At 56.7% G+C, this 26,843-nt stretch carries 29 protein-coding genes; 14 read left to right on the top strand and 15 right to left on the bottom strand.

Going from position 1 to position 26,843, the window contains the following annotated elements:
* Nucleotides 1-33: 33 nt before the first annotated feature.
* The 8 genes from HZB34_11520 to HZB34_11485 all read right to left on the bottom strand — a co-directional run bounded on the left by HZB34_11520 (nucleotide 34) and on the right by HZB34_11485 (nucleotide 8,227).
* Nucleotides 34-1,257 carry a glycosyltransferase gene (locus HZB34_11520; GenBank protein MBI5316592.1) on the bottom strand — a complete coding sequence of 408 codons (1,224 nt, stop codon included), beginning with the start codon at nucleotides 1,255-1,257 and terminating at the stop codon, nucleotides 34-36.
* Between the two features lie 4 nt (nucleotides 1,258-1,261).
* Nucleotides 1,262-1,978, bottom strand: a complete 717-nt coding sequence (locus HZB34_11515; protein MBI5316591.1) for a hypothetical protein — start codon at nucleotides 1,976-1,978, stop codon at nucleotides 1,262-1,264.
* A 26-nt stretch (nucleotides 1,979-2,004) separates the two neighbouring features.
* Nucleotides 2,005-3,210: a mitochondrial fission ELM1 family protein gene (locus HZB34_11510; GenBank protein ID MBI5316590.1), complete on the bottom strand. Its 1,206-nt coding sequence runs from the start codon at nucleotides 3,208-3,210 to the stop codon at nucleotides 2,005-2,007.
* On the bottom strand, nucleotides 3,210-4,388 hold the full coding sequence (locus tag HZB34_11505) for an aminotransferase class I/II-fold pyridoxal phosphate-dependent enzyme (protein MBI5316589.1): 1,179 nt from the start codon (nucleotides 4,386-4,388) through the stop codon (nucleotides 3,210-3,212). The genes HZB34_11510 and HZB34_11505 overlap by 1 nt, the downstream gene beginning before the upstream one ends.
* Nucleotides 4,388-4,636 carry an acyl carrier protein gene (locus HZB34_11500; protein MBI5316588.1) on the bottom strand — a complete coding sequence of 83 codons (249 nt, stop codon included), beginning with the start codon at nucleotides 4,634-4,636 and terminating at the stop codon, nucleotides 4,388-4,390. Before HZB34_11500 ends, HZB34_11505 begins: the two co-directional genes overlap by 1 nt.
* Before the next feature lie 27 nt (nucleotides 4,637-4,663).
* Nucleotides 4,664-5,620 carry an NAD(P)-dependent oxidoreductase gene (locus HZB34_11495; protein ID MBI5316587.1) on the bottom strand — a complete coding sequence of 319 codons (957 nt, stop codon included), beginning with the start codon at nucleotides 5,618-5,620 and terminating at the stop codon, nucleotides 4,664-4,666.
* Nucleotides 5,599-7,425 (bottom strand): fatty acyl-AMP ligase, encoded by a 1,827-nt coding sequence (locus tag HZB34_11490; protein ID MBI5316586.1) that lies wholly within the window; start codon nucleotides 7,423-7,425, stop codon nucleotides 5,599-5,601. The genes HZB34_11495 and HZB34_11490 overlap by 22 nt, the downstream gene beginning before the upstream one ends.
* Before the next feature lie 367 nt (nucleotides 7,426-7,792).
* On the bottom strand, nucleotides 7,793-8,227 hold the full coding sequence (locus tag HZB34_11485) for an HIT family protein (protein MBI5316585.1): 435 nt from the start codon (nucleotides 8,225-8,227) through the stop codon (nucleotides 7,793-7,795).
* A 179-nt stretch (nucleotides 8,228-8,406) separates the two neighbouring features.
* Between HZB34_11485 and HZB34_11480 the strand changes: the two genes are divergently transcribed.
* On the top strand, nucleotides 8,407-9,546 hold the full coding sequence (locus HZB34_11480; GenBank protein ID MBI5316584.1) for an N-acetyltransferase: 1,140 nt from the start codon (nucleotides 8,407-8,409) through the stop codon (nucleotides 9,544-9,546).
* A complete protein-coding gene (locus HZB34_11475) occupies nucleotides 9,546-10,346 on the top strand; it encodes a nucleotidyltransferase family protein (protein MBI5316583.1) in 801 nt (266 codons plus the stop codon). The genes HZB34_11480 and HZB34_11475 overlap by 1 nt, the downstream gene beginning before the upstream one ends.
* Here the strand turns inward: HZB34_11475 and HZB34_11470 are convergent.
* Nucleotides 10,297-11,082 carry a phosphocholine cytidylyltransferase family protein gene (locus HZB34_11470; protein MBI5316582.1) on the bottom strand — a complete coding sequence of 262 codons (786 nt, stop codon included), beginning with the start codon at nucleotides 11,080-11,082 and terminating at the stop codon, nucleotides 10,297-10,299. The two genes, HZB34_11475 and HZB34_11470, sit on opposite strands and share 50 nt — an antisense overlap.
* A 281-nt stretch (nucleotides 11,083-11,363) precedes the next feature.
* Between HZB34_11470 and lptF the strand changes: the two genes are divergently transcribed.
* Together lptF and lptG are read left to right on the top strand one after the other, a co-directional pair.
* Nucleotides 11,364-12,455 carry an LPS export ABC transporter permease LptF gene (gene lptF / locus HZB34_11465; protein ID MBI5316581.1) on the top strand — a complete coding sequence of 364 codons (1,092 nt, stop codon included), beginning with the start codon at nucleotides 11,364-11,366 and terminating at the stop codon, nucleotides 12,453-12,455.
* Nucleotides 12,456-12,663: 208 nt separating this feature from the next.
* Nucleotides 12,664-13,731 carry an LPS export ABC transporter permease LptG gene (gene lptG / locus HZB34_11460; protein ID MBI5316580.1) on the top strand — a complete coding sequence of 356 codons (1,068 nt, stop codon included), beginning with the start codon at nucleotides 12,664-12,666 and terminating at the stop codon, nucleotides 13,729-13,731.
* A 6-nt stretch (nucleotides 13,732-13,737) separates the two neighbouring features.
* On the opposite strand, the gene HZB34_11455 is transcribed toward lptG, so the two are convergent.
* Nucleotides 13,738-14,679, bottom strand: coding sequence for a metallophosphoesterase (locus tag HZB34_11455; protein ID MBI5316579.1), 942 nt, complete (start codon nucleotides 14,677-14,679; stop codon nucleotides 13,738-13,740).
* 148 nt (nucleotides 14,680-14,827) lie between these two features.
* Between HZB34_11455 and HZB34_11450 the strand changes: the two genes are divergently transcribed.
* The 3 genes from HZB34_11450 to HZB34_11440 all read left to right on the top strand — a co-directional run bounded on the left by HZB34_11450 (nucleotide 14,828) and on the right by HZB34_11440 (nucleotide 18,311).
* Nucleotides 14,828-16,036 carry a CDP-alcohol phosphatidyltransferase family protein gene (locus HZB34_11450; GenBank protein MBI5316578.1) on the top strand — a complete coding sequence of 403 codons (1,209 nt, stop codon included), beginning with the start codon at nucleotides 14,828-14,830 and terminating at the stop codon, nucleotides 16,034-16,036.
* A gap of 50 nt (nucleotides 16,037-16,086) precedes the next feature.
* A complete protein-coding gene (locus HZB34_11445; protein MBI5316577.1) occupies nucleotides 16,087-17,112 on the top strand; it encodes a hypothetical protein in 1,026 nt (341 codons plus the stop codon).
* 218 nt (nucleotides 17,113-17,330) lie between these two features.
* Complete coding sequence (locus HZB34_11440; protein MBI5316576.1) at nucleotides 17,331-18,311, top strand: hypothetical protein; 981 nt, start codon at nucleotides 17,331-17,333, stop codon at nucleotides 18,309-18,311.
* Nucleotides 18,312-18,416: 105 nt separating this feature from the next.
* Here HZB34_11440 and HZB34_11435 read toward each other — a convergent pair whose 3' ends face one another.
* Complete coding sequence (locus HZB34_11435; GenBank protein ID MBI5316575.1) at nucleotides 18,417-18,647, bottom strand: hypothetical protein; 231 nt, start codon at nucleotides 18,645-18,647, stop codon at nucleotides 18,417-18,419.
* Nucleotides 18,648-19,418: 771 nt separating this feature from the next.
* On the opposite strand from HZB34_11435, the gene HZB34_11430 reads away from it, so the two are divergent.
* The 4 genes from HZB34_11430 to HZB34_11415 all read left to right on the top strand — a co-directional run bounded on the left by HZB34_11430 (nucleotide 19,419) and on the right by HZB34_11415 (nucleotide 22,191).
* The gene (locus HZB34_11430; GenBank protein ID MBI5316574.1) at nucleotides 19,419-19,844 is read left to right on the top strand and encodes a hypothetical protein; all 426 of its coding nucleotides are present in this window, start codon (nucleotides 19,419-19,421) and stop codon (nucleotides 19,842-19,844) included.
* A 260-nt stretch (nucleotides 19,845-20,104) separates the two neighbouring features.
* Nucleotides 20,105-20,566, top strand: coding sequence for an isoprenylcysteine carboxylmethyltransferase family protein (locus HZB34_11425; protein ID MBI5316573.1), 462 nt, complete (start codon nucleotides 20,105-20,107; stop codon nucleotides 20,564-20,566).
* Between the two features lie 617 nt (nucleotides 20,567-21,183).
* On the top strand, nucleotides 21,184-21,678 hold the full coding sequence (locus HZB34_11420; GenBank protein MBI5316572.1) for a YcxB family protein: 495 nt from the start codon (nucleotides 21,184-21,186) through the stop codon (nucleotides 21,676-21,678).
* Between the two features lie 69 nt (nucleotides 21,679-21,747).
* A complete protein-coding gene (locus HZB34_11415; GenBank protein MBI5316571.1) occupies nucleotides 21,748-22,191 on the top strand; it encodes a hypothetical protein in 444 nt (147 codons plus the stop codon).
* A 60-nt stretch (nucleotides 22,192-22,251) separates the two neighbouring features.
* Here the strand turns inward: HZB34_11415 and HZB34_11410 are convergent, their stop codons facing one another.
* Genes HZB34_11410 through HZB34_11395 form a run of 4 tightly spaced genes read right to left on the bottom strand, consistent with a single transcriptional unit; the run spans nucleotide 22,252 to nucleotide 24,431 of the window.
* Nucleotides 22,252-22,488, bottom strand: coding sequence for a hypothetical protein (locus tag HZB34_11410; GenBank protein MBI5316570.1), 237 nt, complete (start codon nucleotides 22,486-22,488; stop codon nucleotides 22,252-22,254).
* Nucleotides 22,489-22,890 carry a YbgC/FadM family acyl-CoA thioesterase gene (locus HZB34_11405; GenBank protein ID MBI5316569.1) on the bottom strand — a complete coding sequence of 134 codons (402 nt, stop codon included), beginning with the start codon at nucleotides 22,888-22,890 and terminating at the stop codon, nucleotides 22,489-22,491.
* Nucleotides 22,891-22,920: 30 nt separating this feature from the next.
* Complete coding sequence (locus HZB34_11400; GenBank protein ID MBI5316568.1) at nucleotides 22,921-23,121, bottom strand: four helix bundle protein; 201 nt, start codon at nucleotides 23,119-23,121, stop codon at nucleotides 22,921-22,923.
* 53 nt (nucleotides 23,122-23,174) lie between these two features.
* Complete coding sequence (locus HZB34_11395; GenBank protein ID MBI5316567.1) at nucleotides 23,175-24,431, bottom strand: TIGR02710 family CRISPR-associated protein; 1,257 nt, start codon at nucleotides 24,429-24,431, stop codon at nucleotides 23,175-23,177.
* A gap of 264 nt (nucleotides 24,432-24,695) precedes the next feature.
* On the opposite strand from HZB34_11395, the gene HZB34_11390 reads away from it, so the two are divergent.
* The 3 genes from HZB34_11390 to HZB34_11380 all read left to right on the top strand — a co-directional run bounded on the left by HZB34_11390 (nucleotide 24,696) and on the right by HZB34_11380 (nucleotide 26,828).
* Nucleotides 24,696-25,130, top strand: coding sequence for an NfeD family protein (locus HZB34_11390; protein MBI5316566.1), 435 nt, complete (start codon nucleotides 24,696-24,698; stop codon nucleotides 25,128-25,130).
* Nucleotides 25,131-25,240: 110 nt separating this feature from the next.
* Nucleotides 25,241-26,194: a paraslipin gene (locus HZB34_11385; protein ID MBI5316565.1), complete on the top strand. Its 954-nt coding sequence runs from the start codon at nucleotides 25,241-25,243 to the stop codon at nucleotides 26,192-26,194.
* 55 nt (nucleotides 26,195-26,249) lie between these two features.
* On the top strand, nucleotides 26,250-26,828 hold the full coding sequence (locus tag HZB34_11380) for an SIS domain-containing protein (protein ID MBI5316564.1): 579 nt from the start codon (nucleotides 26,250-26,252) through the stop codon (nucleotides 26,826-26,828).
* The last annotated feature ends 15 nt before the right edge of the window (nucleotides 26,829-26,843 follow it).

The following is a 26,843-nucleotide window of genomic DNA, read 5'->3' as shown; positions in this document are numbered from 1 at the left end:
CTCCGGAGTTACGCTGAGCCGGCAAGTTGAGGTTCAGACATGGCTCTTTCTGTAGACCGCGAACAAGACTTCAAGATGCTGCTCCACGGCGCGGTCCATGGAAAACTCCGCCGCGCGCATCCTCAATCGTTCCTGGCCCGGCGGGGTGTCCAACACCGTTTGGATCGCTTCGGCCATCGCGGTATCGTCGCCGACCGGAACGAGGGGGCCATAGCTGCCATGCTCCAAAATCTCCATCGGGCCGCTGGGGCAATCGGTGCTGACGACTGGACAGCCACAGGCCATGGCTTGTATGAGGACACCTGGTAGTCCTTCATAGGCAGACGAAAGGACGAAGACCGTGGCGCGCGCCATATAGGCAAAGGGGTTCTCCTCGAATCCCGGCAATGCGAGATCCTGGCGGACGCCGAGCGAATCCGCCAGCTCCTCCAGTTCTCGTCGCTTTTTCCCCTCTCCGAGAATCATCAACCGGACGGGCCGATGGGCGCGGATCCTGGCAAAGGCCCGAATCAAAGTGGGAAAATCTTTTTGGGCTGCTAGCCGGCCGACTCCCAAGAGGACAGGCGGCGCGCCCGGTGCGAACCAGGGATGGTCGAGAGGGGCGGACACCCGCGCTTGTAGGTCAGGGGTGACGACCGGGTTGTAAATCGTACGAATCGCCTGACGGGGTAGCGCTGCAACGGAGGCGAGGTCGTCGGCCACACCATTGGAAACTGCCAGGATTGCCTCGGCGTCCCGGAAATACCGGCGCGCCATCCATCCCAGAAACGGACGGCGCCCTGTCGGGAAGTTCGTGTTGACGATCGCGCGGGAGAGATGCGTGCACTGCCTAATCACCAAGGGGGTCCCGGTTCCCGCGAGCCGGCAGCCCCAGATCGCCGCCAGGTTGACGTAGTGGGAGGCCGCCAGCAGGACGTCGGGGCGATGGCGGCGCAGATAGCGGGCGAGGGCCGGCGGACTGGCAAGGGTACGCGCCCGTTTCGACCATCCAATGATGGGCAGGCGCATCCACCAGCGCTCGAGATCAACCAGCCGCACGAGGGGTGACACGGCCTCATGAAAGAACCCTTGTCCTTTGGTGACTACGAGGTCGACTCGGTGGCCGCGTTGGGCCAGGCCATGAGCCAGCGCGAGCATCGTCCGCTCCACGCCCCCCACGGAGAGGCCTGAGATGAATAACGCCAGATGGAGTTTTTTCTGAGGATCAACGGTCGTCCGTTGCACGTTCGAGATCGGCGCGGGAACCACCAGCTCCATCGCCTCAGTATCCTGCGGCATGTTGTCCGAACAGAGAATAGCGGACTCGCGATGCGAGACTTCGATGAATGATCTCCACGATGAAGACCTTCCGAAGAGCCCCTTCCGGGCAGTGGATCTCTCGAACCCCGTGCCACGAATTCCCCTTGCGCGTGAATAGCAGACTGTAATTCCCCAGGGCTTGCGATTCTATGACATGATCGAAATCTTCGAAGTTCGGCGCCGAGTCCGAGTGAAAGCGCCCATGATCATCCAGGATAACCGTTGTCCCTCCCCACGATGGATCCCAGTCGTCTTGTGTGTTGAAGTAGAAAATATGAGACCCGAGCTTGCGTTTGGCATCGCAGTGCGGAGACACAGAGCAGCCGTTCGGGGTGTAATGCCAGTGAAAATTTAACGAGAAGGCGGAGGTCTCGAGGAGACTCTCCCAGAAAGTCCGATAGTCCCGTCCTTCTAGCTCGGCAATAAACTCCTTCCACGGACGGGGCACGGGAGGATCCGTACGCCATTCAAGCGTATAGCGGTCATGACTCTTCTGACCATACTTGCGTTGGGCGTCGAATCGCCGCTCGAAAAGCGAGATGTCGGGGAGCGTTTCCCGCAAGCGCTGGTACCCTTCGTCGGTCAGAAGACCATCCGGATTGAGCCACGGGAACGGCTCCTGTGCTCGGAACATTTTCGGATCAATTTTGTTCAGCCGGTTACAGTCGAGGTATGTCATGACCTTTCCGTCAACCCTTCCTTGAGTCAGACTTTCGTCAGCACCGATTCCACTTCCTTTGTCTCGGCTTCGACAGGATTTTCCTCCTGGATCCTCAGAATCGCGCGCACCTGTCGAGCCACTCGCTCGGCCTCGTACAGCGCCGGACATGGTCTCATCACCAGTTCAGTCCCAAAAGGCCTGGCAACCTCTAGACGGTACAGTCCCTGGTGTAATCTCTTGATGTTTCGAGGAGGCAACACCAGCGATCGAGAAAGCAGAAATGTGCACCACCTTCTTTGCCAGCCCTGTCGCCCTGACCCTGATGCGTCGTAGTCAGACTGGCCAGCTGTGGCGTGAGCCACGACCCATTCTCTGAATTGTTCCCTGACCTTCCCCAGAGTTCCGGGGAAACACTCCGGCAACGGATAAATGTACACCGGCTTGCCCGAGGCAACAGCTTCCGCCAGCATGGATTCGCTGTCGCCGGTCACGACGAGGACATCTGCTGTCGCCAGATATCCCAGATACGGATTTTCATTGCCCGTCGGTTGCCAACGGCGCACGGAGTGTGATTTGCCAAGTTCCTCCTCAAGCGCCGATGCCTGGCGTTCACCAGTCCTGCGACTGGTCACGGCATGCACGGTCCCTCCGGCTGACGCGGCAAAGGCACGAACTTCACGGCCCAAACGCCTCGCGGCCTCTTCATCGAAGCTGCAGAAGGAGGACGTTCCCCCGACCAACAACACGATGTGTGGCCGGGGAGCGTGACCGAACAAGTTGGGCCATCGGGTCGCTGCTTGGGCCAGCCGACTTGGCCCTATAGGATTCACCGGCGCAACGACTTCCATTCGACGGACATGCGGCATCAGAGCGAAGTGTGCGCAGGAAACGACCAGATCGAAATGCTCTGGATTATAGGCACCCCTGCGTCCCAGATGAACAATGCACGAACACCCTCGACTTTGCCGCCTGATCCAACGTGCTATGGGAGCGAGACGCCTGCCTGTGGCAATCACCAGGTCCGGCCACGGTGGCAGGAGCGGGGAATGCCGACCTGCTCGGATGCCGACAGGACTGATGCCAAGGAGTCCGTTAGGTAAGCGAGCGAGGAACCGGGCAAAGCGGTAAAACTGGAGGGGCTTTTTTTCATAGGGCCATCCCAGTGCTTCGGCTAATCCGATGGATTGCGAGTTGTTCCCTGGCCGATCGTCGGTCAAGACCCATACGGTCGGGTTGGCTTCTCTGCCCATCAGGACCCCCTGAGGGACTCGAAGGCGTGACAAATTCGGTCGATCTGTTCCTCCGTATGGGCCGCGCTGACGCTGCATCGAAGCAGGCTTCCCCCTTCGGGGGCGGCCGGAGGCAGGATCATGTTCACATAGACGCCTTGCTCGAGCAGGCCGTTCCAGAACGCAATCGCCTCCTCCCGTCGCTCGAACAACGCAGCGACAATCGGACTCACGGCGGGTCCGAGCTTGAACCCCAGTTCTTTGAGGCGATCATACAAGCGGCGGGCATTGTTCCACAGTCTCGTGCGCAGCTCCGGTCGGGTCTGGAGAATCCGCAGGGCGGCTCTCGTCGAGGCAATGACTGATGGACAGAGGGAGGCCGTGAAAATATAGGGACGGCTGACGTACCGGGTCAGCTCCATCTCGTGATGATCCGAGACGCAGAAGCCGCCGGTCGCTCCCAAACTCTTGCTGAAGGTCCCGACGATGAAGTCGATACCGCTATCCACGTGAGCCGCTTCAGACAGTCCACGTCCCTGCTCACCCAGGACCCCCAGTGAATGGGCCTCGTCCAGGAGGAGATAGGCCCCGTATTCCTTCTTCAGGGCTACGAATTCCGACAGCGGCGCCTGGTCTCCCAACATGCTATAGATGCCTTCCACGATAATGAGGGTGTTCGTGCGACGCTCCCCTAAGCGCCGCAGCCGCTTGTGGAGATCGCCCGGGTCGTTGTGATGGAACCGAATCACCTCGGCCCCGCTCATCCGACAGCCGTCATAAATGCTCGCATGACAATCGGCATCGATGAGAATCACATCTTCCTGGCCGGTAAGAGCTGAGATGACACCTAGGTTGGCAAGGTAACCGGTTGAGAACACGACGCACCACCGGCGTCCATAAAAGTCCGCCAACTCGTGCTCCAGAGCAGCGTGGCCATTGAAGCTGCCATTGGCCATTCTGGACCCGGTGGTCCCCGTTCCCTGCTCGTACACGGCTTTGGCCGCCGCATCCAGACATTCGGGATCAAAGGTGAGGCCGAGATAGTTGTTCGTACCGGCCAGAATCATTTGCTTGCCGTTCACGATCGCTTCGGTCGGCGAAAGGATCCGCTCGATCGTCACCCGGAACGGGTCCGTGCTCGTCCGCACAAGCGCCTCGTGAGCTTCAGCGAGTTGTCGGAATTTCTCCAAAAGGGCCATTATCGTTGCTCCGTGAGCTGCTCGATCTGTCGGGCAAAATCCCCGGCGGTCCGGACGTTCGGGATGATGTTTAATGGAATGGAAATGTCGAACCGCTCCTCCGTCTCGAGCAGGAGTTGCATGACCTTCATCGAATCGAGTCCGAGATCGGACAGGAGCTCCGTGTCCTCGGAAAGGCTCTGCCCGTCCTTTGCGTACGACTTTAAAATCTCGTAGAGTTGAAGAAGGATCTCCTCGTAGCGCGTCATCCTGCCAAAAACCTCAAAGTGGTCGTCTTATGCGCGAGTGCCTATTGCGGGAGAAGCACTGAGGCCAAGAGTGTACCGCAGGCCTTCTTCCAAACGCACGGTCGGCGCCCAATTGGCGACACGGTAATAGATAGAATTATCACACACCCAGTCCGGATGTCTAAGCTCACGCACTTTCCCCAGGGTGAGCATGGGTCTGTACCCTATTATAGATGCAGCCAGCGTGTTGAGTCTCGCAGCCAAATTCAAAACCGGTCCCGGCACCCGGACACGAACCACCCCTTTTCCCCGGAGTCGCTCGACTGTCTCCACGATCTCACACCAGCTATACCCACCGGGGTGCCCGTCGTCCAGCTCGAACACGCGGTTCTCCCGGCTGTCGCTGGCCAGCCATTTCACTACGGCGTCGGCCAGGTCGTCCACGTAGAGCATGGAGAATCGAGCATCGCTTCCACCAACTACGGGAGCGATCCCGCGAAGCATCAAACGAAGCAAGGGAAGCATCTCACGATCCCCGGGACCATAGACTGCCGGAGGGCGCAACACGGTCCAGGTAAGCCGGTCGCCGACCTTGGTGAGGGCGATCTCCCCCATCCGCTTGCTGGCCGCATAGGGTGACAGATTCGGCTCCCGAGCTGCCAAAGAGGAAATCAGGAGAAACCTTGGAGCGGGGTTCCGGCTGGATGCCAGGTGGGCCAACCGTGCGACCGCTTCTACATTGGCCTGGAAAAAGTCAGCCTCGGTAATTCCCCGCACGGCCCCTGCGCAATGGACCACGACATCCGCATCTCCAACCAACCTTTCGAGGCTATCGAGATCTTCGAACGTGCCCTGAACCCATTGGACCGTGGTGCCCGCGAGACGTGCTGAAGATGAAGGCGGGCGGATGAGGGCACGCACGCACCATCCCTCTTGTACCAGCTTTCGAGCTATGACGCTACCGATGAATCCGGTCGCCCCCGTCAACGCAATGACGCCGCGCATGAGACCGCTTGCTGGCTGCGCTGCGGTGGGCGGGTGTTACCGGACCTGTTTGAGCTGGAGAAGAGTTGGGCCACGTCATTTCGGCTCAGAAATTGCTCCCGTGTCTTGGAACGGGAAAGCTTACCGGAAGACGTGTGCGGCAGAGTATGGGGGGGCACGAGTTCAACGAAACAGTGGAGCGCAAAGTGTTCGCGGATCAACCCCTGTATCCGATGAATGAAATCGGTATGTTTTGCAGCATTGAGCTCACGGCACTGGACCACCATCACCGCCATTTCCGATTGGTCAGGACCCTGGATCGAGAACGCGCACACATCGCCCGGCCTGATCCCGGGCAACTCTTGGGCGAGGTGCTCCAAATCCTGGGGCCAGATGTTTCGGCCGTTCATGATAATGACGTCTTTCTTCCGACCAATGATCACGATGCTGCCTTCTATCATGTAGCCAATATCTCCGGTGTCCAGCCATCCGTCCGATGACAAGACTTCCCGGGTTTTTTCAGGATCGCCGAAGTATCCGGACATGACGTTGAGTCCACGAAGAAAGATCACGCCCGCGTGGCGGTCCGGCAGAACACACCCTAGCTCATCCCGCACCTCAACTTGGACGCCAGGGAGAGGAATGCCGCAGTTCACAAATCGGTTCGTGTTTGTGCTGCCAATATCGGAACTCCCACTGCGTTCATTGACAGGCAACGCTGCTCCCCGCTCCGACAAATGAGCCCGGTCAACTTGATCAATGGAAATCCCCTCATCAAGGGGTGCAAAACTGACGGCGAGGCAACATTCCGCCATTCCGTAACAGGCCAAAAATGCGCCGGGATTGAATCCACTCGGTCCGAGCACATCGGCAAACTCCTCTAAAGCATCAGCCCGGATGGTTTCAGCACCCACACCGGCGGCTCGCCAGGCGCTGAGGTCGAACTTGACGACCTCATCCTGCCTGAGACGCCTCACGCACATCTCATATCCGAAAGACGGGCCAAAGGAAATGGTTGCCCTGGTCTGCGTCATCAGGGAGAGCCACAAACGGGGCCGCATGGCAAATGCCCGTGTTTTCAAGTAGTCCACAGATACCTGGGACACCATCGGTGCGAGCACGAACCCCACAAGTCCCATGTCGTGATAGAACGGGAGCCAGGACACGGCGCGATCTCCAGGGCGGATCTTGAGGCCGTGTTTAGTGATGCCCTCCAAGTTTGCCAGCGCAGCCGATTGGGTAATCATCACCCCGCGTGGGAAGCGGGTACTCCCCGAAGTGTATTGAAGATAGGCCATCTCGTTGGGCTCCGAGGGGCGCAACGCCTCCTGGAACTCCGGAAGACGATCAAACACATCTGCGGCGCCTATCTGGCTCAACCCCAACCCTTCGGCTGATTCGACCAGGAATGGTAAAAACTCAGACGGCGCCATCGCGATAGACGCCTGGCAGTTCTCCAACAGCGCCCTGAGGTTGGCGATATAACTTTTGCGTCCGGACATCAGAAGCGCCGCCGGTAGAGGAACCGGCACCAGACCGGCATACTGACAGGCAAAGAAAAAGCGCTGAAAATCGGGATCCGTCTCCGCCACGATCGCCACTCGCGCTCCTCGTTCAAGCCTCAAGCTCAACAGACGCCGCGCCAAGGTCCGCGCCTGCTCGCGAAGCACAGCATAACTTTGGACCACGGAAAGTTCACCCCGGTCCCCGTAGAAATTGAACCCGGTTTGTCCCTGGGCTGCATAATCCAGAGCTTCGGCCAACGTGGTAAAGTCCGCGGTTCGAAGTGGGATTGAATTTTCAGTTGGGGTTGGCTGCAGTGTCATATTTTGTTCTTCTTCACAATATGAACTCGCCATCCAGACCCAATGGGACGGTAGGGAATTCTGTTGTATACCTGTAAATTGGCATGAGCTTCAAGATCTATCAGACACTTTCCTAAGAAAACAATCCGATACAGTCGCGCCAAGTGAGCAATATTCATACCTCGAAAGAAATACTTATAATGTATTGAAATTATGTTACATGGTTGTTAATTTTGATAAGACGGTCCTGTGAATACAACAGTCATGTGTTGTAAAAAATACACGGTTGACGATTTTTTTACAACAAAATCTCGGCTTTACTCTTCTGTGTCAATAGGGGGTCCAAGTATGGCAGTTAAGGGGACCGGAGGGGCTCTGTAAGATACCATCACAATCGGCAAGAGCCAGAGTTAATGAAAGCTTTCAGATGGGATAAAATGGCTCTATTGGTCTCTTCCTTCGTCTGATTGCCCCGTGAAAAGTCCGGCGGACCCGGCCAGGCATAGTCGTAAAATTTCTGCCCCTCGAACGTACGTTCTTGACCGTAACGAGGGACAACATGAAAATGCACATGTGGATCCACCATCATGAGCATCAGATAGTTAATCTTATCGTACGTAAAGGCACCTTGTAGTCCCCGTTCCACCTGCGTGGTGACTTGCCGGAGTTCTGCAAAGGCTTCTGTGCTCACTGCGGAGAAGGCGGTCGCTGGCTCTTTACACACCAGTACCAGTGATCCGAGCGTAAGTTGCTGGGGACGCAACAAGATGATCCAATTTGTGAATTCCTTGACGGTACTGTCAGGATACCCAAATTTTCTCATCGTATCGTTCACGTGTGCACCCGCGCTTTCTGCTTTCACGCCCCTGCTCTTGTGTGCAACGACTCCGCTTGATCCTTCTAAGTCGGTCCACTATAATATGATCCGCTTCGTACTTCTACCCTCCAGGATTCCCAAACTGACTTTCACTCACCCGGCCCACTCTTATGCGAACGCCTCCCATGCCGTCGGCTGCTGAGCCCCTACGAATCGCAATGGTAAGCGGGTCCCACGACCTTCACCGTTTCATACGTGTTCCCTGGTCGATCTATGCCGAAGATCCGGCATGGGTCCCGCCCTTGTTGGTCGAGCGACGCGACCACCTTTCTCAGCGCAACCCGTATTTCGCGCACGCTCGCAGCTGTTTTTGGCTTGCCTACCGCGGCGCCAATCCCGTCGGACGAATCAGCGCTCAGGTGGACGAATTGTGGGAGTCCCGCTATCGCGACGCAACAGGATTCTTCGGCATGCTCGAAGCCGAGGATGTGGCAGAGACGTTCCACGCATTGCTGGGCACGGCGGAAGCCTGGCTGCGTGACCAAGGGATGTCGCGCATTCGCGGCCCGTTCAGCTTCTCGAGCAACCAGGAGTGCGGGCTGCTCGTGGAGGGCTACGACACGCCCCCAATGATTATGATGGGCCACGCCCGCCCGTATTACGCCGATCGGACCCTGGCCGAGGGATACAAGGGAGTTAAAGACCTGTTGGCTTACCGCCTCGCCACCGATTTCACGCCTCCCAAGTTCATGGAAGCGGTTCTAGCCAAAGCTTCCGGCATCGCACGGATCAGGCCATTGCGCAGGTCGCAATGGAAGGAGGAACTCCAGATTCTCAGAGATATCTTCGAGGACGCCTGGTCCACAAACTGGGGCTTTGTTCCCTTCACGGAGGAAGAGTTTCAGCATTTAGGGAACAGCTTGCGACAGTGGGTCGAGGACGATTTCGTCCAAATTGCCGAAGTCGACGGGGTGCCTGCCGCAATGATCGTCGTGTTTCCAAATTTAAATGAGGCGATCCGGGACTTAGATGGACGCTTGCTTCCCTTCGGATGGTTGAAGCTCTTGTGGCGCCTCAAGGTGGCATTTCCTCAAACGGCTCGCGTGCCCCTCATGGGTGTCCGTAAGCGTTACCAAGGGGGTGCGATCGGAACCGCGCTGGCCTTCCTGCTCATCGAGAGGGTGCGCAGTCACGGCCTCAAGCGCGGAGTCCGGGAGGTGGAGTTATCCTGGATCCTGGAAGACAATATGCCAATGCGGAATATACTGGCCGCGCTCGGCAGCACTCCCTACAAACGCTACCGGATCTATGAAAGGACATTGTGATGAGCAGCAGTTCGTCGTTCACCGCCATTGTCCTCGCCGGAGACCGGACGCCGGATGATCCGGTGGCCCGCGCAGCCGGTGTGTCGTGCAAAGCCTTAACGCCTGTTGGAGGCATCCCCATGGTTCTCCGCGTGCTGGGTGCCCTGGCCGAGGCGCAGGCCATCGGAAACCGGATCTTATGCGGGCCCGCGTGGCATGCGGTAGAGACACACAAGGAGCTTCACGATCTGATTGCTTCGGGCCAGGTGAAATGGGTTGAGCCTCAGGCAACTCCCAGCTCCAGCGCTCACGCTGTGATGCAATCCCTTCCCCACGAACAACCGGTGCTGCTGGTCACGGCCGACCACGCCCTCTTGAGCGCGCGACTCATCGACTATTTTTGTTCGGAAGCAAGGAGCAGGAACTGTGATGTGGCGGTAGGATTCGCCGCCTACGATCTGGTGGCCTCAGCCTACCCGGACATGAAGCGAACGGTGATGAAGTTTAGGGGTAGTCGAGTATGCGGATGCAATCTGTACGCGTTTTTGAGCGCACGAGGACGTTCGGCAGCGGCATTTTGGCGCCAAGTGGAAACACTTCGCAAGAAACCCATCCAACTGATCTCGGCACTAGGATGGATACCCGTTTTGCGGTATCTACTCGGACAATTCACCCTTCGTGATGCCCTCTCTCGTCTCTCGCGCCGGTTAGACCTCTCGATCGAAGCGGTGATGCTTCCGTTTCCTGAAGCGTCATTGGACGTGGATAAAGTTAGTGACTGGGAATTGGCTCAGAGAATTGCTGAGCGGAAGGGGTCTTGAGTGAGGAAGGGGCACCCCAGGAGGTTACCAGTTTTTTGGCATCCTCGAGATCAACAGGATAGTCCACTTCGGCCCATCTCAAGCCTTGGATGGGACAAGCCCGCACGAGACCTGACTGTGCCATTTCGTCAATAACCGACAGATACCACCGCTTCAACGCCTGGGGTTTCCGAAGCGCACCCTCGACCGCGCTGACAAACAGGTCGGGCCCATTTTCACGGAAAAGCATCATGCCGATCGACTCTCCATGAGACTGATCCGGCTGAAGGGTTTTCCCCACTCCAAGCACTCGGTGTTCGTCTAACGTGACTTTCATGTCGTCGGCATCGTAGGTCAACTTGCTGTCCGTCACGAGAGTGACCGGCCGGGATGGCGTGCCAAGAAGGCGATCCAGAATGGCTTCTTCAAACAAGGTGTCCCCGTTCAATAGGATAAACTCCTCGGTCATCAGGTGGCGTGCCAGCCAACAGCTGACGAGATTATCGCTGACGGCAAAAAATGGATTGTACAGCGTTTGTACTTGGTCTGGCCTATAATGGCTGCGTAAGAGGTGTTCCACCTTGTCAGCTTCAAACCCCACGACCACGGTCACCTGATCGATGCCGCACTTGATTAATTGCGTGATCTGCCACTCAACCAGAGACTGTCCTCCGATCTGGAGGGCACATTTGGGAGCTTCTGCCGTTAACGGAAGCAGACGTCGTCCTTGCCCCGCGCTTAATATAATAGCCTTCATGTGCACACTCCTTCTTCCGACACGAGGTCGCGCGTCACTGGGACGCATTCCGGCGGTGTCTCCAGGAAGATCACGCCTATACAGCCCGACTCAGGTAGGTTAACATATATAGAATGTACGAGACACGAGCAAGTGGAATTTTAAAAGCGCCCGCCTCGCAAGTAGCATACGCGGAGATGGCTCCCTCAAGCCATAGGCCTAGCTTCCAGACATGAAATCCAAGGTCCTGTCCCGTCGTCGTTCGTGAAAAGGCAGAACAACCACTGTAACGGGCCTGTACGTTGATACTCGACCGCTATATTTCTTGGGAAATCACCAAGCCGCTCCTCATTTTTTGCCCCGGCTTGGTGTTCCTGTTCGCCAACTTCACCGCCGCTCGCTACCTGAGTCAGGTGGCTGACGGAGCAATGTCCGGGGATAGCGTCGTGCTGATGGTTCTGCTCAAGGCCGCCATCGCGCTGGAGGTCCTGTTACCGATTGCGTTGCACCTGTCTATCGTGGTTGCCCTCGGACGCCTCTACACCGATTCTGAAATGACCGCCCTCTTTGCCTGTGGTGTGAGCCCCGATCGGATTGTGCGTATCGTGTTGGTGGTCTCGCTCGTCGTGGCGGGATTGGTGGCCTACCTATCCGTCTATGTGCGGCCGTGGGCCAACGACATCCGCTACCGGCTGGAACATCAGGCCGTTGCCGATTTCGACTTCAACAATATGAAGCCCGGGCGCTTCTATGAGAGTTCGTCCAGAAAACATGTCATCTTCTTCCAACATCTCGATCAACAGACCGGCCACATGCAGGAGGTGTTTATCCAATCACGCGAGGGAAATCAGGTGCGGGTCGTCTCGGCAAAAGAAGCCTATTATGCCGAAGCTGTCGAGACTGAAGCGAGTAGGGGACTGGTATGTCTTGAGGCGCAGGTCTACATGCTACCTCAAGATCATGGCGACCTGGCCCAAGCCACCACTCAGCGCCTGGTTATCGAGTGGGGAAGATCAAGCGACTTAGTGCTGGAATATAGGCGAAAGGCCGCGCCGACCTGGCAGTTGGCCCTGTCCGATTCATCCGTGGATATCGCCGAACTGCAATGGCGCCTGTCCACCCCGGTGGCTACGTTTCTGATGGGCTTGCTCGGTTTTCCACTGAGTCGCGCCAGGGCACGGCAGGGCAAGTATGCCAAGTTGTTCGTCGCGGTGCTGAGTTATGCCACGTTTTACAATTTGAATCTGGTGGCCAAGACCTGGGTAGAGAAAGGAGTCGTCGGCACCATTCCGGGAATCTGGTGGGTCCATATCCTTTTGGCGATCCTAGTCGCGGGCCTGTTGTGGGGTCCGCCTTGGGCCGCACTCTGGCAAGGCCGCGGGCGTCGATCCTAACAGGATGCTGAAAAAGTCCGCCAGCGGCGTTCTCGCTTCACGAAGAGGCTCAACGTACCGAAGAGTACGCCTCGCCACTTCGCTCGCTGCGGCCTTGCTGGACGGCCTTTTTGAGCATCCTGAGGCTATTCAGGCATCAGCACCATATGGAAAATCCTAACGGTCTTATGGTGTATAAACCGAGTTTTTCCGCAGCCTCCTAAAACCTATGCTCACACTTGATCGACACATTTGGTTCAGAGTGATCAAGGGATATGTCCTCGTGCTGGCTATCTTATTGTCCATCTTCAGCTTAATGGCTTTCGTCAACGAACTGGATATGGTGGGGCGCGGCACGTACGGGATAGCCGATGCCGCTCTGAATGTCCTCTTGACAGCCCCGGGTCGAATGGTTGAGTTGGCTCCTGCGACCGCCTTAATGGGGAGCATCATCGGTTTGGGGGAATTGGCTGCAGGCCATGAACTCATCGCCATGCTGGCCTTGGGCATCTCCCCGTTGCGTATCGGCTGGTCGGTAACCGGAACCGGCCTCCTTCTGATGGTCGCGGTCGTCGGCCTTCAAGAGTCGGTGGCACCCTATACCGATCAACTCGCCTTCAAGCGCCGCGTCCTGGCGACTTCTGGACTGGAATCCTTTCGTACCGAGCAGGGATTCTGGACACGGGACGATCATCGCTTTATCAAGGTGCATCAGGTCGTTGATGGTCGAATTCCCTCAGAAATCGAGATTTATGAATTTGACGACCGTGGCCGGTTACGCCTCGCGACATGGGCGGAGCGAGCCGATACACAGGATCCACATCAGTGGGTGCTTCTGGAAGCGGTCCAACGGATTTTTGAAGGGAACACCGTCGTAACGAAACGCTTACCGAGCCTTCCCTGGGACGTCTCACTCATGCCAGCGCAAGTGGAATTGCTCGTCCTGCCTGTCGAGATCTTATCGCTTTCGGCTCTGTACCAGCATGTGTCCTATCTCAAAGAGACCGGGCAGAACGTTGAGCGCTTGGAGATGAAGTTGTGGCAGGAGTTCAGTATGCCGCTCTCGACCCTCGTGATGGTAATTGTCGCGATTCCCTTTGTGTTCGGTCCGCTTCGGGAGGCGACGGCTGGTAAACGAATCCTTCACGGATCTCTTCTAGGCGCTGCCTTTCATTTTATCAGCCATATCGCGGCCCATCTCGGAACCATTTTACATCTTAACGCCGCGCTGACCGTGTTAAGCCCCATCGCGGTGCTATGCGGTGTCGCCTTCTGGCTGTACCGTCGTTTAGGCTGAATTTTTTCAGTTTCCTGAGCGTGGCACTGCCATGTCTTGCTGGTCCTCGCCCAAAAAACAGCGATCTCGCATGGCATACCCGCGTACCGATATCCGGACAGCCCATCCTGCGGGCGAGGGACAGACCTCGTAAACATGGTACCGTGCGCGGTGGTCCGGCTTCCTCCCAAGCGCGGAAGTAGAGGGAACCCCGATAACGGGAAAATCCCCTTGCGCTCCTGAAGAGTGCACTACGGAGGCACGATGGGCATGCCCGTGTAACACCATCTCCACGCCGTGCCGGGCAAGGAGACCACTCAACGCCGAACTGTCGGTGAGCCGTTTTCGCCACCCCACCGTGCCCGCAACAGGGGGGTGGTGGATAAGAAGGATTCTGAACAATTCCTGTCGTCCAGTCTGATCCAGGATCTCATCGAGCCGTTTCAACTGCGTGGGCCCCAGGCTTCCTGTGGCCAAAAAGGGAGCCGATGGACAGGCCGAGGTGAGTCCGATCAGGGCGGCGGGCCGACGCAGGCGCACACTGGGAAAGAGTTCACGGCCTGGCCCCTGCTCTGTTATCGTCTGGAGTCCCGGATCCGAGGCCATATAGGGCGTCCATAGGGCAAAGGTCTTGTCCCACGCTGTGTGGACATACGCATCATGATTGCCGGGGACAACCGTGACATCGGTCGGGGCACCGAGGGCTTCAAGCCATTGTCTGGCTTGCTGGAATTCGCTCGGCAGGCCGATGTGGGTCAGATCACCCGTAATGACGATGTGGTCCAGGTTGAGGTCGCGCAGGTCGCGCAGGAGGGCGGCTAACACTTCGGGAGAGTGCTCGCGACGGCGTCGCCGCCGCCAGGATAGGTAGCCGAGCGCGCGTTTGTTCAACAGATCCGAAACCTTGACGTCGTCCAGTGAAGTGAGATGGAGATCAGAAATGTGGGCAAACCTGAAGCTGCTATTCATATTCTTGCCTATTATGTAGGTGCCAGACTCAGCAAAAACTGCGCTCCATTTTGACTAAAACAACGTCAGTATAATATATTCTCATTCTTTTCCCCAGCCCTCTTTATATTGGACCCTTCGGTTGGGCTAACCGTGCAGTTAGATTTTGATGAGTGTTTGTGCCCACATAGTCGGAGAAACCCCGGTTCCCTTGTGGGGGCTATCGTCCCACGAGCGGTATCGCCGCATGCTGAAGCATGTGGGCATGACCGCGATGGTGGAAGATGTCTCCTCCGTGGCGCCGGGGGATTCGGTGCTCATCATTCGTGGGGATTACCTCTTCGATGGCCGTGTGCTTCAAAGCCTGGCCAACTCGTTGAACGTAATGCTCGAAGCATCAGCAGGACCATCACGTCAGATAGTTGCGGCTCATGTGCCGGCCAATCTGGCGAGGCAGGCCAGCACAATTCTGTCCGGAGGCGAGCTAGGCGACACGCTGCCCGGTGTTCGTATAGAGAAAATTGAAGCCCGGTCGGCTTCCTTTAATGAGCATCTGCGGAAGTCGCAGCCGCTTTTTGTTGAACCCATCAGACCGGATACGCAACGAGCGCTGGAAGAGCGTTTATTTAGCAGTTCCTACAAGGGCATCACGGATTTGGTCACGAAATGGCTGTGGCCCGTTCCTGCGAAATGGGCCACGCGTCTGTGCGTGGCCGGTGGAGTGATGCCGAATCATGTCACCGCGCTCAGCGTGGTCCTGGTTGTCGTTGCCGGAGCCCTTTTTGCCAATGGTTTTTATGCATGGGGGCTCCTCGCCGCATGGATCATGACGTTTCTCGATACGGTGGACGGAAAGCTCGCACGCGTCACGATCACCTCCACCCGGCTTGGCCACTTCCTCGACAAGATTTTGGACATCGTGCATCCCCCGTTTTGGTATCTGCTGTGGGGGCTTGGCTTGGCGTCGTTCCACCCGGTCCTTCCCTCGCTCACGCTGAACATCACGATAGGAGCGATCTTCATTGGATACATTGCGGGCCGCCTTATTGAAGGGGCGTTTCAGCTATGGTTCGGCAATTTCGGCATATTCTGCTGGCGCCAGTTCGACTCATACAATAGACTCGTGACGGCCCGACGGAATCCGAACCTGATCCTCTTAACTATCAGCCTTCTCATCAACAGACCGGATATGGGGCTCGTGGCGGTGGCCGCATGGACGATCTTTTCAAGTCTCCTGCTCCTGGTCCGCCTCGGGGTAGCCTTCCGCACCCGAATCGTGCATGGACCGCTGCATTCCTGGCTGGCTGATGGGGTTGAAAAAGATGGTGCCCGTTCGCTTGCCGTCCGGCTGTTCACGCAGCAGGTTCCCACCCGGTAAGCCTGACGGTCCCACTTGTTGCATCCGCGCCGCATTGCACCACAACAAGTATGCTTGTCAAAAATGAAATCGGCTGTGCCCCCTCAGGTTTTGAGCCTTGGGGTACCCACCGCCAACGACGAGTCGGTATCCTGCTCAATCCACGGAGTGGGACGACCCGATCGGGCTTCGACGCTTGCTCACAGCTCCTGACCCAGCACAAGCAAGTCATCCACCGAGAGGTTGTGACTCCCGAAGACATCGCTGCCGCCCTGGTGGAAATGGCTTCCCAGCAAGTAGATGTGCTGGCCGTTTGCGGAGGTGACGGAACCGTCCAGGCCACGCTGACCGCCTTGTTCCACACCAAACCATTTGACGTCAGGCCTCCCCTGGCGCTCTTGGCAGGCGGAACCACGAACATGACCGCCGCTGATGTCGGCATAGCAGGGAAACCAGCCCCAGCTTTGCAGCGCCTGCTGGCCTGGTCGGAAGGGAGCGGATCGGTGGGCCATATTGAGCGCCGCGGCGTCTTACGCGTGGACCGGGGGCCGGATTGTACCCCTTTTTTTGGGATGTTCTTCAGCGCGGCCGGCATCGTTCAAGTCACCCGGGCTCGGTGGGACACACGTCGCCGCGCCAGATCCCATGTAATGCGCGGTGCCCTGGGGACCGCGCTCACGGTGGGGCGATATGTTTTGGGCCTGGCACTGCGTCGCCGTGTCGTCGAGCCCACTTCGATCGCGATTCGTTTAGACGGTCAAACATTTGATCCGGCAGATTACCTTGCGCTCTTCATCACCACTTTGGTACGTTTGAGCCCTGGAATATACCCATACTGGGGCGAGGAAGCAGGTCCACTTCGGTATACGGCTGTGGCATATCAGCCGCGCCATCTCCTCCTCGCCACGCCTTCGCTCTTGCGCGGGAAACCCAACCGCTACCTAACGCCCGAGTTTGGATACACAAGTAAGAACATCTATGAAGCCGTGCTGCAATTGGAAGCCGAATGTGCTCTTGATGGACAATTTATCGACAAGCCGACACAGCACCCACTCATGATTACCTATGGGGGGGAGGCAGACTTTTTACGACTCTAAAGGCGAGCTCCCGGATTCTGTGTCTACAGATTTAACATGTTCGACGAATCATTTGGCTATAAGAGCGAGCCGCTTCCACAGCACGGCTGACGTGGAAACAAGGGCGGGCATCAGGTGACTTCACTGATGCCATCTTATGACTGTGGCCCTCCAGGGGGATCCGGCCCGTGCTTCCCTGGCTGCCACATCCAATCAAAATCTGACGCAGTTGTGGCGTAATGCCGAAGTCGAGCCGTAAGAGCGGCGGTGTTCAGCACGGCTCACCGCTCATCGCCCTCCTTGCCCGGCAGAGGTCAGAGCATCTCGCCCCAGGGGTTCACCTGCTCGCGGACGCCCTCCGTGCCCGGTTTGGCGAAGCCGTCGCGGCCATTCTGGTCTATGGCTCCTGTTTCCGGACCGGTACCGATGAAGGGTTGGTCGATCTCTATGTTGTGGTGGACCGTTATCGAAGTCTCCCGGGCACATCGTTCCCGCGCCTGCTGTACCGCATCTTGCCACCGACTGTCTTTTACCTCGAGATTCCCCTCGGAGATCGTCGAGTTCGTGCCAAATATGCAGTGATCTCCCAGGCGGATTTCCGGCGGGGAACCTCTCCGCGATGGTTTCATTCCTACCTCTGGGCCCGCTTTGCGCAGCCAAGTAGCCTGTTGTACGCCCGAAACGAGGAGATCGCCCAGCAGATCCACGCGGCACGAGGCCGCGCGATTGTGACGTTTGTCACCCGCGTCCTTCCGGTGCTTCCAGCTACGTTCGATGCCGAACTGTTATGGCGAGAGGGGCTCAGTCGAACCTATCGCACTGAACTCCGCCCTGAACGGTTGGATGCGGTGGCCCGTCTCGTCCAGGATAATCTCGGCTACTATGAGCAGGTGACCCGGGCGGCCTTGACCGGGATTCCCTTCGAGATCAGAGTACACGAGGAAGGTCCTTCGGTGAGATACGAAGCCAGGATACCGGAGAGGGTTCGTTTTTGGGGCGGTCATGCGTGGAACCTTCGGAAAGCCCTCGGCAAAACGCTGAACGTCATACGGCTGTTGAAAGGACTGATGACGTTCCAGGGTGGTATGGACTACATTCTCTGGAAGATTGAACGGCATTCGGGTATGAGACCTGTTCTTTCTCCACGCCTCCAGCGCCACCGATGGCTGGCTATGGGACTGATGCTTTGGAAGCTCTATCGCCAGGGAGGCTACCGATAGGGGAGACCAACTGCCTTAAGGCTCCTCACGCACCGGATACGGACCTTATCATTTTCGATACAGACGCAGGGTCTGGGAAGCTGTTCAAAATAGCTGTAGCTTCCCCTATTCGTCGTCCTCATCCTCCGAATCCAGCACCTCCTGTCGCTTCTGTTCTTCCATGGCATTATGCAGAAGCATCCGGATAAACATTGAATAGAGCGAGCCTTTTTCCAGTGTCCCGCCTGGAGGAATGGCAATCTTGCCTTCCTTGATCATCCGATCCATCCAGACCTTTTGATCTGGTGCAATCAAGATCGGAATCTCGACCAACCCGACACGTCCCATCATATCCATAGAAACCTCCGTGAATCGAAAAGCGTCATTCGTCTCTCGTGAAGCGTATCTCGTTTATGATGAACCACGAATGTCCTGTCTGGTGAGACACGAACGACGCTTCACGAACGACGAGATACGCCGCCATTCCAGCATGCGCTTTTTTGCATTGTCAATCAGACCGCTCCGGCATGGACTATGCCTGTCCTCATAAAGACATGACGCAAGTCAGAATCGCTTTCTCTTCATTTATCGCCGTCGGTTTCCTGCTGATCTTCACCCACGAGGCCTTGGCCCAACCATCCACAGCTCCACCTTCCTCACTGCCCACAAGGTCTCTGACTCCCGAGTCCACTGAGTCAGAACTTCACGGTTCTTGCGATCTCTGCCGGAAATCAGAGAGACGGGCAGGGAGCGATCTTCGCCCTCGGCGATCTCATCACGAGAAAGGAGCACGTCCGCACAAGAGCGCGAAGGGAACCCATCGCTCATTAGAGGAAAGCCTCAAGGCGACGTTGCCTCGTCGCCCACTCGTACCCACAGAAGTTCAGGAGCAGCGGGATTCGCAAATAAGAGGATCTGTTGAGTAGCTAAACCAGTCATCGCGGAAGACTTCGTCCAAAGGGGACAGACCACAGGTATGTCTGTGATCACCTCGTGCTCGATGGCTTCATCAACGGACAGAATCTAGGCGTCCGACGACGAGCATTCCTTCAGTGAGCCGATACGAGATTTCGCCTTCCCACGCTAGCTCCCTTGCGGCATTCTGTGAATTATCGTAGGCTCCACACTATGCCCTGCGGCTACATAATCGACCTGGCACGGTCCTTAGTCCTATCCCGCGGATGGGATATCGTGACGGATCGGGAGCTTCTGGCGCACGTACGTGCCCTGACCATCGACCCACGCTTCGTACGGAACCTTCATCAGCTTGCTGATTTGCGTGATGTCGCGGATGTCGAGGTCACTGCTGCCACTATCAGGGAGATGGCGAGTCTAAATCCCTACGGGGATGGTTCCCGGCGCGCCGTGGTGGTCACCAGCGACGTGTTGTTCGGCATGGCACGCATGTACCAAATTCTCCGGGATGAACCGACTGACGAACTGGAGATTTTCAGGACGCTGGACGACGCCCTTCGCTGGCTTGGGATCCTCAATGCGAAAGAGGAATTGCTTTCGGCCCTTTCGCAAGTACCGCCGATTCCTGGGATGAGATAGCGCTTCCGTCGAAGGATCAGCGTACCCGCAACATCCTGCTGGTGGACTCCATCAACTTCACCACACTCTTCGGCGGCACGGAAAGTCTGGGGCAATTCTGGATCAACATCGTGAGGATGTGAGTCATATTGAGCTGCCCCTCAAGCACGGTTGCTGCTCGGTGAATTTAGGGGGCCACTCTGGTTTTTTTGGCGTATGAGGTGAGCGGCTACCTGCAGGAATTCAGAATATCCTCTTTCTGCATTCACGGTCTCAATCTTTTGAATGCCCTTGAACTCAAAGTCCCGCCGCTCCTTCTGGTACTCCTGCTTGTCGGGGCTATGTGGTTCGCCGCGTGGCAACTTCCATCACTTGCTTTTGCGTTGCCCTGGCGGCAAGGTCTCGCGGCTACGATTTCCGCTGTCGGCATCCTCTTCATGTTGGCGGGGCTGTATGAATTCCAGAAGGCCAAGACCACCTTTAATCCCATGACCCCTGACGCCGCCTCATCTGTCGTCATGTCAGGTGTCTATCGCGTGAGCCGAAACCCCATGTATGTGGGCTTCCTTCTCCTACTCATCGGGTGGGCGATTTGGCTCTCCCACCCATTGCCATTCTTTCTCTTGCCGGTCTTTGTCTTGTACATGAACCGCTTTCAAATCCTGCCCGAGGAGCGCGCACTGTCAGCCAAATTCGGCAAGGCATATGACCGTTACCAACAAGGTGTAAGGCGGTGGCTATAATGAACAAGACAGGCTGGCGGATATCTTCAACATCCAGCTAGCAGGCTGTTGACAAAGGCCGCCAGCGGCGTTCTCGCCGCGCTCAGAGGCTCAACGTACTACAGAGAGTACGCTTCCTTCGCCTCGTCGCTTGCTGCGGCCTTGCTGGACGGCCTTTCTGAACAGCCTGCGAGGGCTTCTGAACGGGTCTGCGAGTGTCCAGACCTTGCGTGTCTGTTCTGCTCAAGTCGTTTGTCAACGCCCAGCTAGACTGATGGCTTGTTATCCTGATTCAGATCATACATAGTTAGCTTTTACGAGACGCAGTGGGGTCCCCGAATGACATCGGAATCCAACACACCATTGAAACCAAAGGGCAAGATGCCTTGGTACGTCTATTTTGTCGGAGCGATCATCTATACCATTCTTGCCAGCTGGCTGTTCAGAGAGTCGGATTCGCCTGTTCTGGCATGGCTTTGCCTCCTCAGCTCTCCGCTGGGTTTTTTCTATGCCTGGAAAGCGTGGAAACAAGAGCAAGACAAATAGAAAAGATGCCAGCAGGATGCTGGAAAAGTCCGCCAGTGTGAGAGAACAATCAGACAGAGTTTTGTCGAAACCTGCTAGACCCTTAGTTTGCCATGCCGCACGAGGCCACACTCATCTATAGCGAGTCGCTGCTGCGCGAGGCGGTGTACGCGTTTTGGCGCCGCTCAATAGGCTCAGGCTTTATCGCGATGCTCGCGGCTCTTCCGGTGGTTCTTGGCGTGCTCGTGGTCATAGGCGCACCATTCTGGCTCCTGATCACCCTGGCTGTGCTCTTCGTCCTCGCGGTGGCGCTGGCTGTCGCGCTCTACGCCGGCTATTATCGTAACTCGTTGCGGAAGTTCCGCAAGATGGAGAAGCCTCAAGCGACATTCCGCGCCGATGAGTCGTCATTCACCATGAGCTCGGATGCCGGTACGACCACGCTTCAGTGGTCCGCCGTCAAAGAGCTGTGGCAGTTCCCTAGTGTGTGGCTTCTGTTGTATTCGAAAACAGAGTTCAGCACATTACCGCTTGCCTGCTTGCCGTCCGAAACACAGGCTTTCGTGCAGAAGCGTGTCCGGGAAGCCGGAGGCAAGGTTGCTAACTAGTGCGCGATTGCAGATGGCTGGTCGCCGCCTGCTCAATTTGAACGAGCCGCATATGCTCGTGGGTGACACATGCCGGATCTCCCGGATGAATTGATCCGGATCAATTCCATCCTTCACGAGTATGTCGCGATCCACGATGCGATTTTTAAATTTGCCTGGCGCAAAGCCATCCCGATTCCAGGCCTCTTCAAACCCACCGACTTCGGGGCCCATTTCAAAGGCCTCAGCCGATTAGTCTCCAAATTGGCTGCTCTTTCATCAGCATTGAAGGAGAATGCAGAGGCGTTGGAGGGTTCCCACCAGTATGCGGCAGCGTTGCTTGACACGATCCAAGCCCTCAGGGAGATCTGCAGGAGGTTCTACGAGAAAAGCCAGGGGCATCTCAGCAAATATCCGATGGCCGAGTACAACGCCGACCTCAAAGTTTACGAAGGCCTCCTCAATAAGTGCCAAGAGTTGGGCGTTGCGCTCAACCGGCAGTTGCACAAGGACAGCGTCCCGCCGGAGAATTGAAGGTTATTGTTTGGGAGGGTTCCTGTCGCGGCTTACGCCAGATCGGTACTGTAGAGGTGGTTATGCGCTACGGTCTCGGGCGGGATTTTTAGTATCGTCCTCGTGCTCATGAGAGTCAGATTCAGTGGAAGACAGGATGGTGGACTCCAACTTCCTCCTTTCCTTCCCGGTTTTTGCCATCGGGTTTTCCATGAAAAATTTCCAGCCGAAGAATGCGACACCAAGCCAAAAGCCGATGATGATGAACCAACTTAGCGCCTGCACCCATCCAAACTCTGGCCCAGCCCATGTTGTCATTTAGCTACTCCTTGCAGGAAAAAACTCTAACATGGCCACCATGGCCTTGTCGAGGCGCTTGACCTTGCCTTTTCCGTTCACTGCCGCCAGCCTGGCGGATCCTTCGACAACCACCCGCCGGCTTTCCCGCTCTCGGATCACGTGCGAAAACGTGAAGGAGGCTGCTCTCATGTCGGAGATGACCGTCTCGATGGTCAGCCAATCACCGTAGCGGGCCGAAGATCGGTAGTCGACTTCTGCATGCACCACCACGAATGTCGTGTCTTCTTTCATAAGCCCGGCCACAGACAACCCCCGCTCTTCAAGGTACTGCGTCCGCGCACGCTCAAAAAACTTGAGGTAATTTGCATAGTACACCATTCCCCCGCAGTCCGTATCTTCATAGTAGATCCTAACGTCCATCGTATCTCGTCGTTCGTGAAGCTTATCTTGTCAGAGCCGTTTGATGAGGTTTCTGAGCATCTTAGACTCGTGGTCAAGCTTCTCTAAAAGATTGTCCTGCCCGGTTCCCGCAATGAACCCCAGATCATGAGCGATTTCAATGTGAGTCTCCAACTCTGCGCAGGAGCCAAGGATCATTCCCTTGCCCAGTCTCCACACCGCGAGATCGGGGAAGTTTCGTATCTTGTCCATTTCACTTCGTCGATTCTTCTTCAAACGAGATACGCTTCACGAACGACGCTTCACTAGAGGTTCAACGTGGGAAACTTCGGTAAGGAGGTCTCACTGACACCCGATAATTTCACGACTACTTCGTATAGCTGTTGCACCCGCTCGGCTTTGACCGGTTCAAAGCCGTGGCCAAGGACTGCATGGCTGGCGGCGTCGAGCAGCGGTTTCATCGTCGGCCACTCTCGCAAAAAGGCCTGGCCTATCTGGTCGCCTAATCCGGCCAGCGCTCGAAACTGTGCCTGCAAGGGCAGCTTGTACTTGCCGTCGATATCTTCCAGCCAACAAGATCGACAGGTTTCTCTCAGTGCTTGCGGCAATTGTTCCGGCTGCACGTCCCACGTTTTGATCAGGTATTGCTTGAACAGTTGCCGTTGGGCAAAGGCTTCGAGCGCGCGAACGAGCGAGACCATCGCGGCTTCCGAATCGTTCAGGCCATGGAGTCGTCGGCCGGCATGAGCCAGCAGATCGTGGGCCTGCACGTCTTTCACAGGAGCAGGATCGAGGACGAGCTTCTCCAAGAATCCCGCATTCGATTTGATCGCCGGCAACAATGACGTGAGGCCTGGTGGTCCGCCCCACAGGGACGCCATTTCAAAGGCCTTCACGGCACTTTTCAGTTTCTCCCAGGCTTGACGATAGTGAAACCGTTCCCAATGATCGTAACCATCAGCCATGTCCGCAAAGGCACGATAGAGCGGTTTCTGCCCGCCGCTCACCCGTGTTTCGATCTCGCGGAACAGCTTTGCCGCTGCGGCAAACAATCTCCGGTTGAACAGTTCACAGCCCTCGCGGCGTGCAACGGTTGCCGCCTCATCCCACGGATTGACCTGCATCCATACGAACGGCTTCCCGGCAATATCGGTCCTGTTCTCCTCCTGTCCCTCTCGTGCCGGCACGAGCGACACGATACGCGAACTGAGAGATCTTGTAGCCAGTGTCAGCGCGCCCGCCATGGCCGCCGTAGCTCCGGTCACATCGACGACAAGTTCGCCTGGCTGCACATCCCAAGTATGCAACATGTCCGGGAGTGTCCTGGCAAGCGTCTGATAACAGCCGACAAATTCGCCGGTTTCCGCCAGCCCCACCCAATCCCACCGTCTTGGCATGTGCTCGATCTTCGGCTGGACCTCTGATTCTACGAGCGATTTAGCCCATTCCGGCAACACAAAGCAGAGCGAATCAGGCTGCAGACGATTAATCGAATAGACTGCCGCTGCTGCATGGTCGGTGAGAGCGATCACTAAGGCTTTGACTGGCTGATCGTGCCCCATAGCGCGGACTATAACATAGGATGGCGTAAAAGCCTTCGGGCTTTGCTCACAGCAGTCGCGAATTGTGAAAGAGAAGGCTAACACAGAACTTTCGCCTGTACGAAGAGCCTACTCGTTCTCCCTATAAGCCATCGGTCTCCCGAGTGATTAATCCAGGGGGGAGTGGCGTGCATTCTGCTTGACGGTCTCCGGAAAGGCGCTTAGACTTTTGTTACTATCTTTTATCCCTCAAAGTCCTTATCGAATACTGAATAGGGTTCCCCGATGATCTGGTGGTATTGGATGCTCCTCGGCATTGTGTTACTCGGCGTTGAAATGGTTACGCCAGGGGGCTTCTATATTCTCTTCTTCGGATTGGCAGCCCTGATCATCGGGGGTCTGGCCGGTCTAGGGATCGCCCAAGCGGAATGGCTCCAGTGGCTCTTGTTTTCAGGGCTCTCGATCCTCTCACTCCTGGTCTTTCGGGGGCCGTTATTGGCCTGGATCAAAACGCAGGAGGTCGAGACTCCTGCCGTAGATTCGATGGGAGGCGAAACCGCAATCCCCCTCGAGGATCTGGCGCCGGGTGGCACCGGCAAGGCGGAACTGCGCGGCACCACATGGACCGTCCATAATGCGGGGCCCGCTCTCCTGAAAAAGAACCAACGCTGCAAGGTCGAACGGGTCGAGGGGCTTACCTTGTGGATTACAGCCGAATGAGTGATGACAGCCTAGTAGAATGCTGAAAAAGTCCGCCAGCGTCATGCAGACCGTACGAATGTTCACGTGCCGACATAGTTTTCCCACAACCTGCTAGAGGGCCAACGACTATGGAGGAGGTAACGATGAGCGGCGGACTATTTGTCGTACTGTTGTTGGCTGTGCTGGTGCTGATCATCATCGCCAAGACCGCCGTGGTGGTCCCGCAACAAAGTGCCTATGTGGTCGAGCGACTCGGCAAATATGCAGCCACGCTGGATGCGGGATTTCACATTCTTCTCCCCTTCATCGACCGCATTCGTTACAAACATTCGCTCAAGGAAACGGCCATTGACATCCCCGAGCAGGTCTGTATCACGCGCGATAACGTGCAGGTGTCCGTGGACGGCATCTTATACCTCAAGGTCTTGAACCCTCAGCGCGCGTCGTACGGCATCAGTGACTATAATTTTGCCCTGATCCAACTTGGCCAGACCACGCTGCGGAGCGAGATCGGCAAGATCGAACTCGATCGGACGTTTGAGGAGCGGACTAACATCAATATCCAGGTGGTCAATGAACTCGACAAGGCTTCAGACCCTTGGGGAGTCAAGGTTCTACGGTACGAGATCAAGAACATCACCCCGCCGAAGGGCGTGCTGGATGCGATGGAAAAACAGATGCGTGCGGAGCGGGAAAAGCGCGCGGTGATTCTCACGTCCGAAGGCGAGCGCGATGCGGCCATCAACCAGGCCGAGGGAGAAAAACAACAGGTCATCAAAGCGTCCGAGGCCAAGAAACAGCAGCAGATCAATGAGGCGGAGGGAGCGGCCGCAGCTATCCTGGCCATCGCCCAGGCCACCGCCCAGGGGTTGCGTAAAGTTGCGGAGACCATCCAAATGCCGGGAGGTCAGGAGGCCGTCCAGTTGCGAGTTGCCGAACAATACATCACGAAGTTCGGCGAGTTGGCCAAAACGAATAACACGCTCATCCTGCCGGCGACGGTCTCCGATGTCGGCTCTATGATTGCCCTGGCGATGAGCGCCATCCGGCAGACTTCGATTGCTCCTTCGCAAAAGACCTAAGCGGTTTGCGAATCACGTTTGACAGGTGACAGCAGGTTCCCTAGAATCGCTTTCGATGAAAGACTTCGTGCTTAGTGCCTTTGCGGAAAGTGCGACCATCAAGCAACAGTTTGCGCGTGAGCATGCCGATCGTATCGTGCAGGTTGCGAAGCTGATGGCCAGGGCCTTCCGTGACGGGCGCAAAGTGCTGCTCTTCGGCAATGGAGGCAGTGCCGCGGACGCAGCCCACATTGCCGCAGAATTCGTGGGCCGATATAAACGCGAACGGGCTCCGTTACCGGCCATAGCGCTTGCGACCGACATCGCAGCAATAACCTGCATATCCAACGACTACGGCTTCGATGAACTCTTTGCCCGCCAGGTTCGTGCCCATGGGCAGAAAGGCGACGTTGCCGTTGCCATCAGTACAAGTGGCAATTCACCCAATGTGCTGAAGGGTGTAGAAGCAGCGAAGGCGTGTGGCCTCACAACCATATGCTGGACAGGCGGGACCGGTGGGAAACTGGCTGGTCTGGTAGAATATTCGTTTGTCGTGCCCTCAACCGTCACGGCCCGCATTCAAGAAAGTCATATCACGCTAGGCCACGTCCTGTGTGAACTTATCGAGGAACAGCTCCTTGCCAACGCCTCCTAACCGGCAGCGGCCTCC

The sequence above is a fragment of the Nitrospirota bacterium genome (genome assembly GCA_016219645.1).
Lineage (GTDB): Bacteria > Nitrospirota > Nitrospiria > Nitrospirales > Nitrospiraceae > Palsa-1315.
The sequence above is the reverse complement of the archived record's forward strand: the minus strand, read 5'-3'. Positions and strand labels throughout refer to the sequence as shown.

What these genes read in the sequence shown, in the direction of transcription:
- HZB34_11520 (MBI5316592.1), bottom strand. Translation starts at nt 1,257, where the DNA reads ATGGAGCTGGTGGTTCCCGCGCCGATCTCGAACGTGCAACGGACGACC.
- HZB34_11515 (MBI5316591.1), bottom strand. Translation starts at nt 1,978, where the DNA reads ATGACATACCTCGACTGTAACCGGCTGAACAAAATTGATCCGAAAATG.
- HZB34_11510 (MBI5316590.1), bottom strand. Translation starts at nt 3,210, where the DNA reads ATGGGCAGAGAAGCCAACCCGACCGTATGGGTCTTGACCGACGATCGG.
- HZB34_11505 (MBI5316589.1), bottom strand. Translation starts at nt 4,388, where the DNA reads ATGGCCCTTTTGGAGAAATTCCGACAACTCGCTGAAGCTCACGAGGCG.
- HZB34_11500 (MBI5316588.1), bottom strand. Translation starts at nt 4,636, where the DNA reads ATGACGCGCTACGAGGAGATCCTTCTTCAACTCTACGAGATTTTAAAG.
- HZB34_11495 (MBI5316587.1), bottom strand. Translation starts at nt 5,620, where the DNA reads ATGCGCGGCGTCATTGCGTTGACGGGGGCGACCGGATTCATCGGTAGC.
- HZB34_11490 (MBI5316586.1), bottom strand. Translation starts at nt 7,425, where the DNA reads ATGACACTGCAGCCAACCCCAACTGAAAATTCAATCCCACTTCGAACC.
- HZB34_11485 (MBI5316585.1), bottom strand. Translation starts at nt 8,227, where the DNA reads ATGAGAAAATTTGGGTATCCTGACAGTACCGTCAAGGAATTCACAAAT.
- HZB34_11480 (MBI5316584.1), top strand. Translation starts at nt 8,407, where the DNA reads ATGCCGTCGGCTGCTGAGCCCCTACGAATCGCAATGGTAAGCGGGTCC.
- HZB34_11475 (MBI5316583.1), top strand. Translation starts at nt 9,546, where the DNA reads ATGAGCAGCAGTTCGTCGTTCACCGCCATTGTCCTCGCCGGAGACCGG.
- HZB34_11470 (MBI5316582.1), bottom strand. Translation starts at nt 11,082, where the DNA reads ATGAAGGCTATTATATTAAGCGCGGGGCAAGGACGACGTCTGCTTCCG.
- lptG (MBI5316580.1), top strand. Translation starts at nt 12,664, where the DNA reads ATGCTCACACTTGATCGACACATTTGGTTCAGAGTGATCAAGGGATAT.
- HZB34_11455 (MBI5316579.1), bottom strand. Translation starts at nt 14,679, where the DNA reads ATGAATAGCAGCTTCAGGTTTGCCCACATTTCTGATCTCCATCTCACT.
- HZB34_11450 (MBI5316578.1), top strand. Translation starts at nt 14,828, where the DNA reads ATGAGTGTTTGTGCCCACATAGTCGGAGAAACCCCGGTTCCCTTGTGG.
- HZB34_11445 (MBI5316577.1), top strand. Translation starts at nt 16,087, where the DNA reads ATGCTTGTCAAAAATGAAATCGGCTGTGCCCCCTCAGGTTTTGAGCCT.
- HZB34_11440 (MBI5316576.1), top strand. Translation starts at nt 17,331, where the DNA reads ATGCCGAAGTCGAGCCGTAAGAGCGGCGGTGTTCAGCACGGCTCACCG.
- HZB34_11435 (MBI5316575.1), bottom strand. Translation starts at nt 18,647, where the DNA reads ATGGATATGATGGGACGTGTCGGGTTGGTCGAGATTCCGATCTTGATT.
- HZB34_11430 (MBI5316574.1), top strand. Translation starts at nt 19,419, where the DNA reads ATGCCCTGCGGCTACATAATCGACCTGGCACGGTCCTTAGTCCTATCC.
- HZB34_11420 (MBI5316572.1), top strand. Translation starts at nt 21,184, where the DNA reads ATGCCGCACGAGGCCACACTCATCTATAGCGAGTCGCTGCTGCGCGAG.
- HZB34_11415 (MBI5316571.1), top strand. Translation starts at nt 21,748, where the DNA reads ATGCCGGATCTCCCGGATGAATTGATCCGGATCAATTCCATCCTTCAC.
- HZB34_11410 (MBI5316570.1), bottom strand. Translation starts at nt 22,488, where the DNA reads ATGACAACATGGGCTGGGCCAGAGTTTGGATGGGTGCAGGCGCTAAGT.
- HZB34_11405 (MBI5316569.1), bottom strand. Translation starts at nt 22,890, where the DNA reads ATGGACGTTAGGATCTACTATGAAGATACGGACTGCGGGGGAATGGTG.
- HZB34_11400 (MBI5316568.1), bottom strand. Translation starts at nt 23,121, where the DNA reads ATGGACAAGATACGAAACTTCCCCGATCTCGCGGTGTGGAGACTGGGC.
- HZB34_11395 (MBI5316567.1), bottom strand. Translation starts at nt 24,431, where the DNA reads ATGGGGCACGATCAGCCAGTCAAAGCCTTAGTGATCGCTCTCACCGAC.
- HZB34_11390 (MBI5316566.1), top strand. Translation starts at nt 24,696, where the DNA reads ATGATCTGGTGGTATTGGATGCTCCTCGGCATTGTGTTACTCGGCGTT.
- HZB34_11385 (MBI5316565.1), top strand. Translation starts at nt 25,241, where the DNA reads ATGGAGGAGGTAACGATGAGCGGCGGACTATTTGTCGTACTGTTGTTG.
- HZB34_11380 (MBI5316564.1), top strand. Translation starts at nt 26,250, where the DNA reads ATGAAAGACTTCGTGCTTAGTGCCTTTGCGGAAAGTGCGACCATCAAG.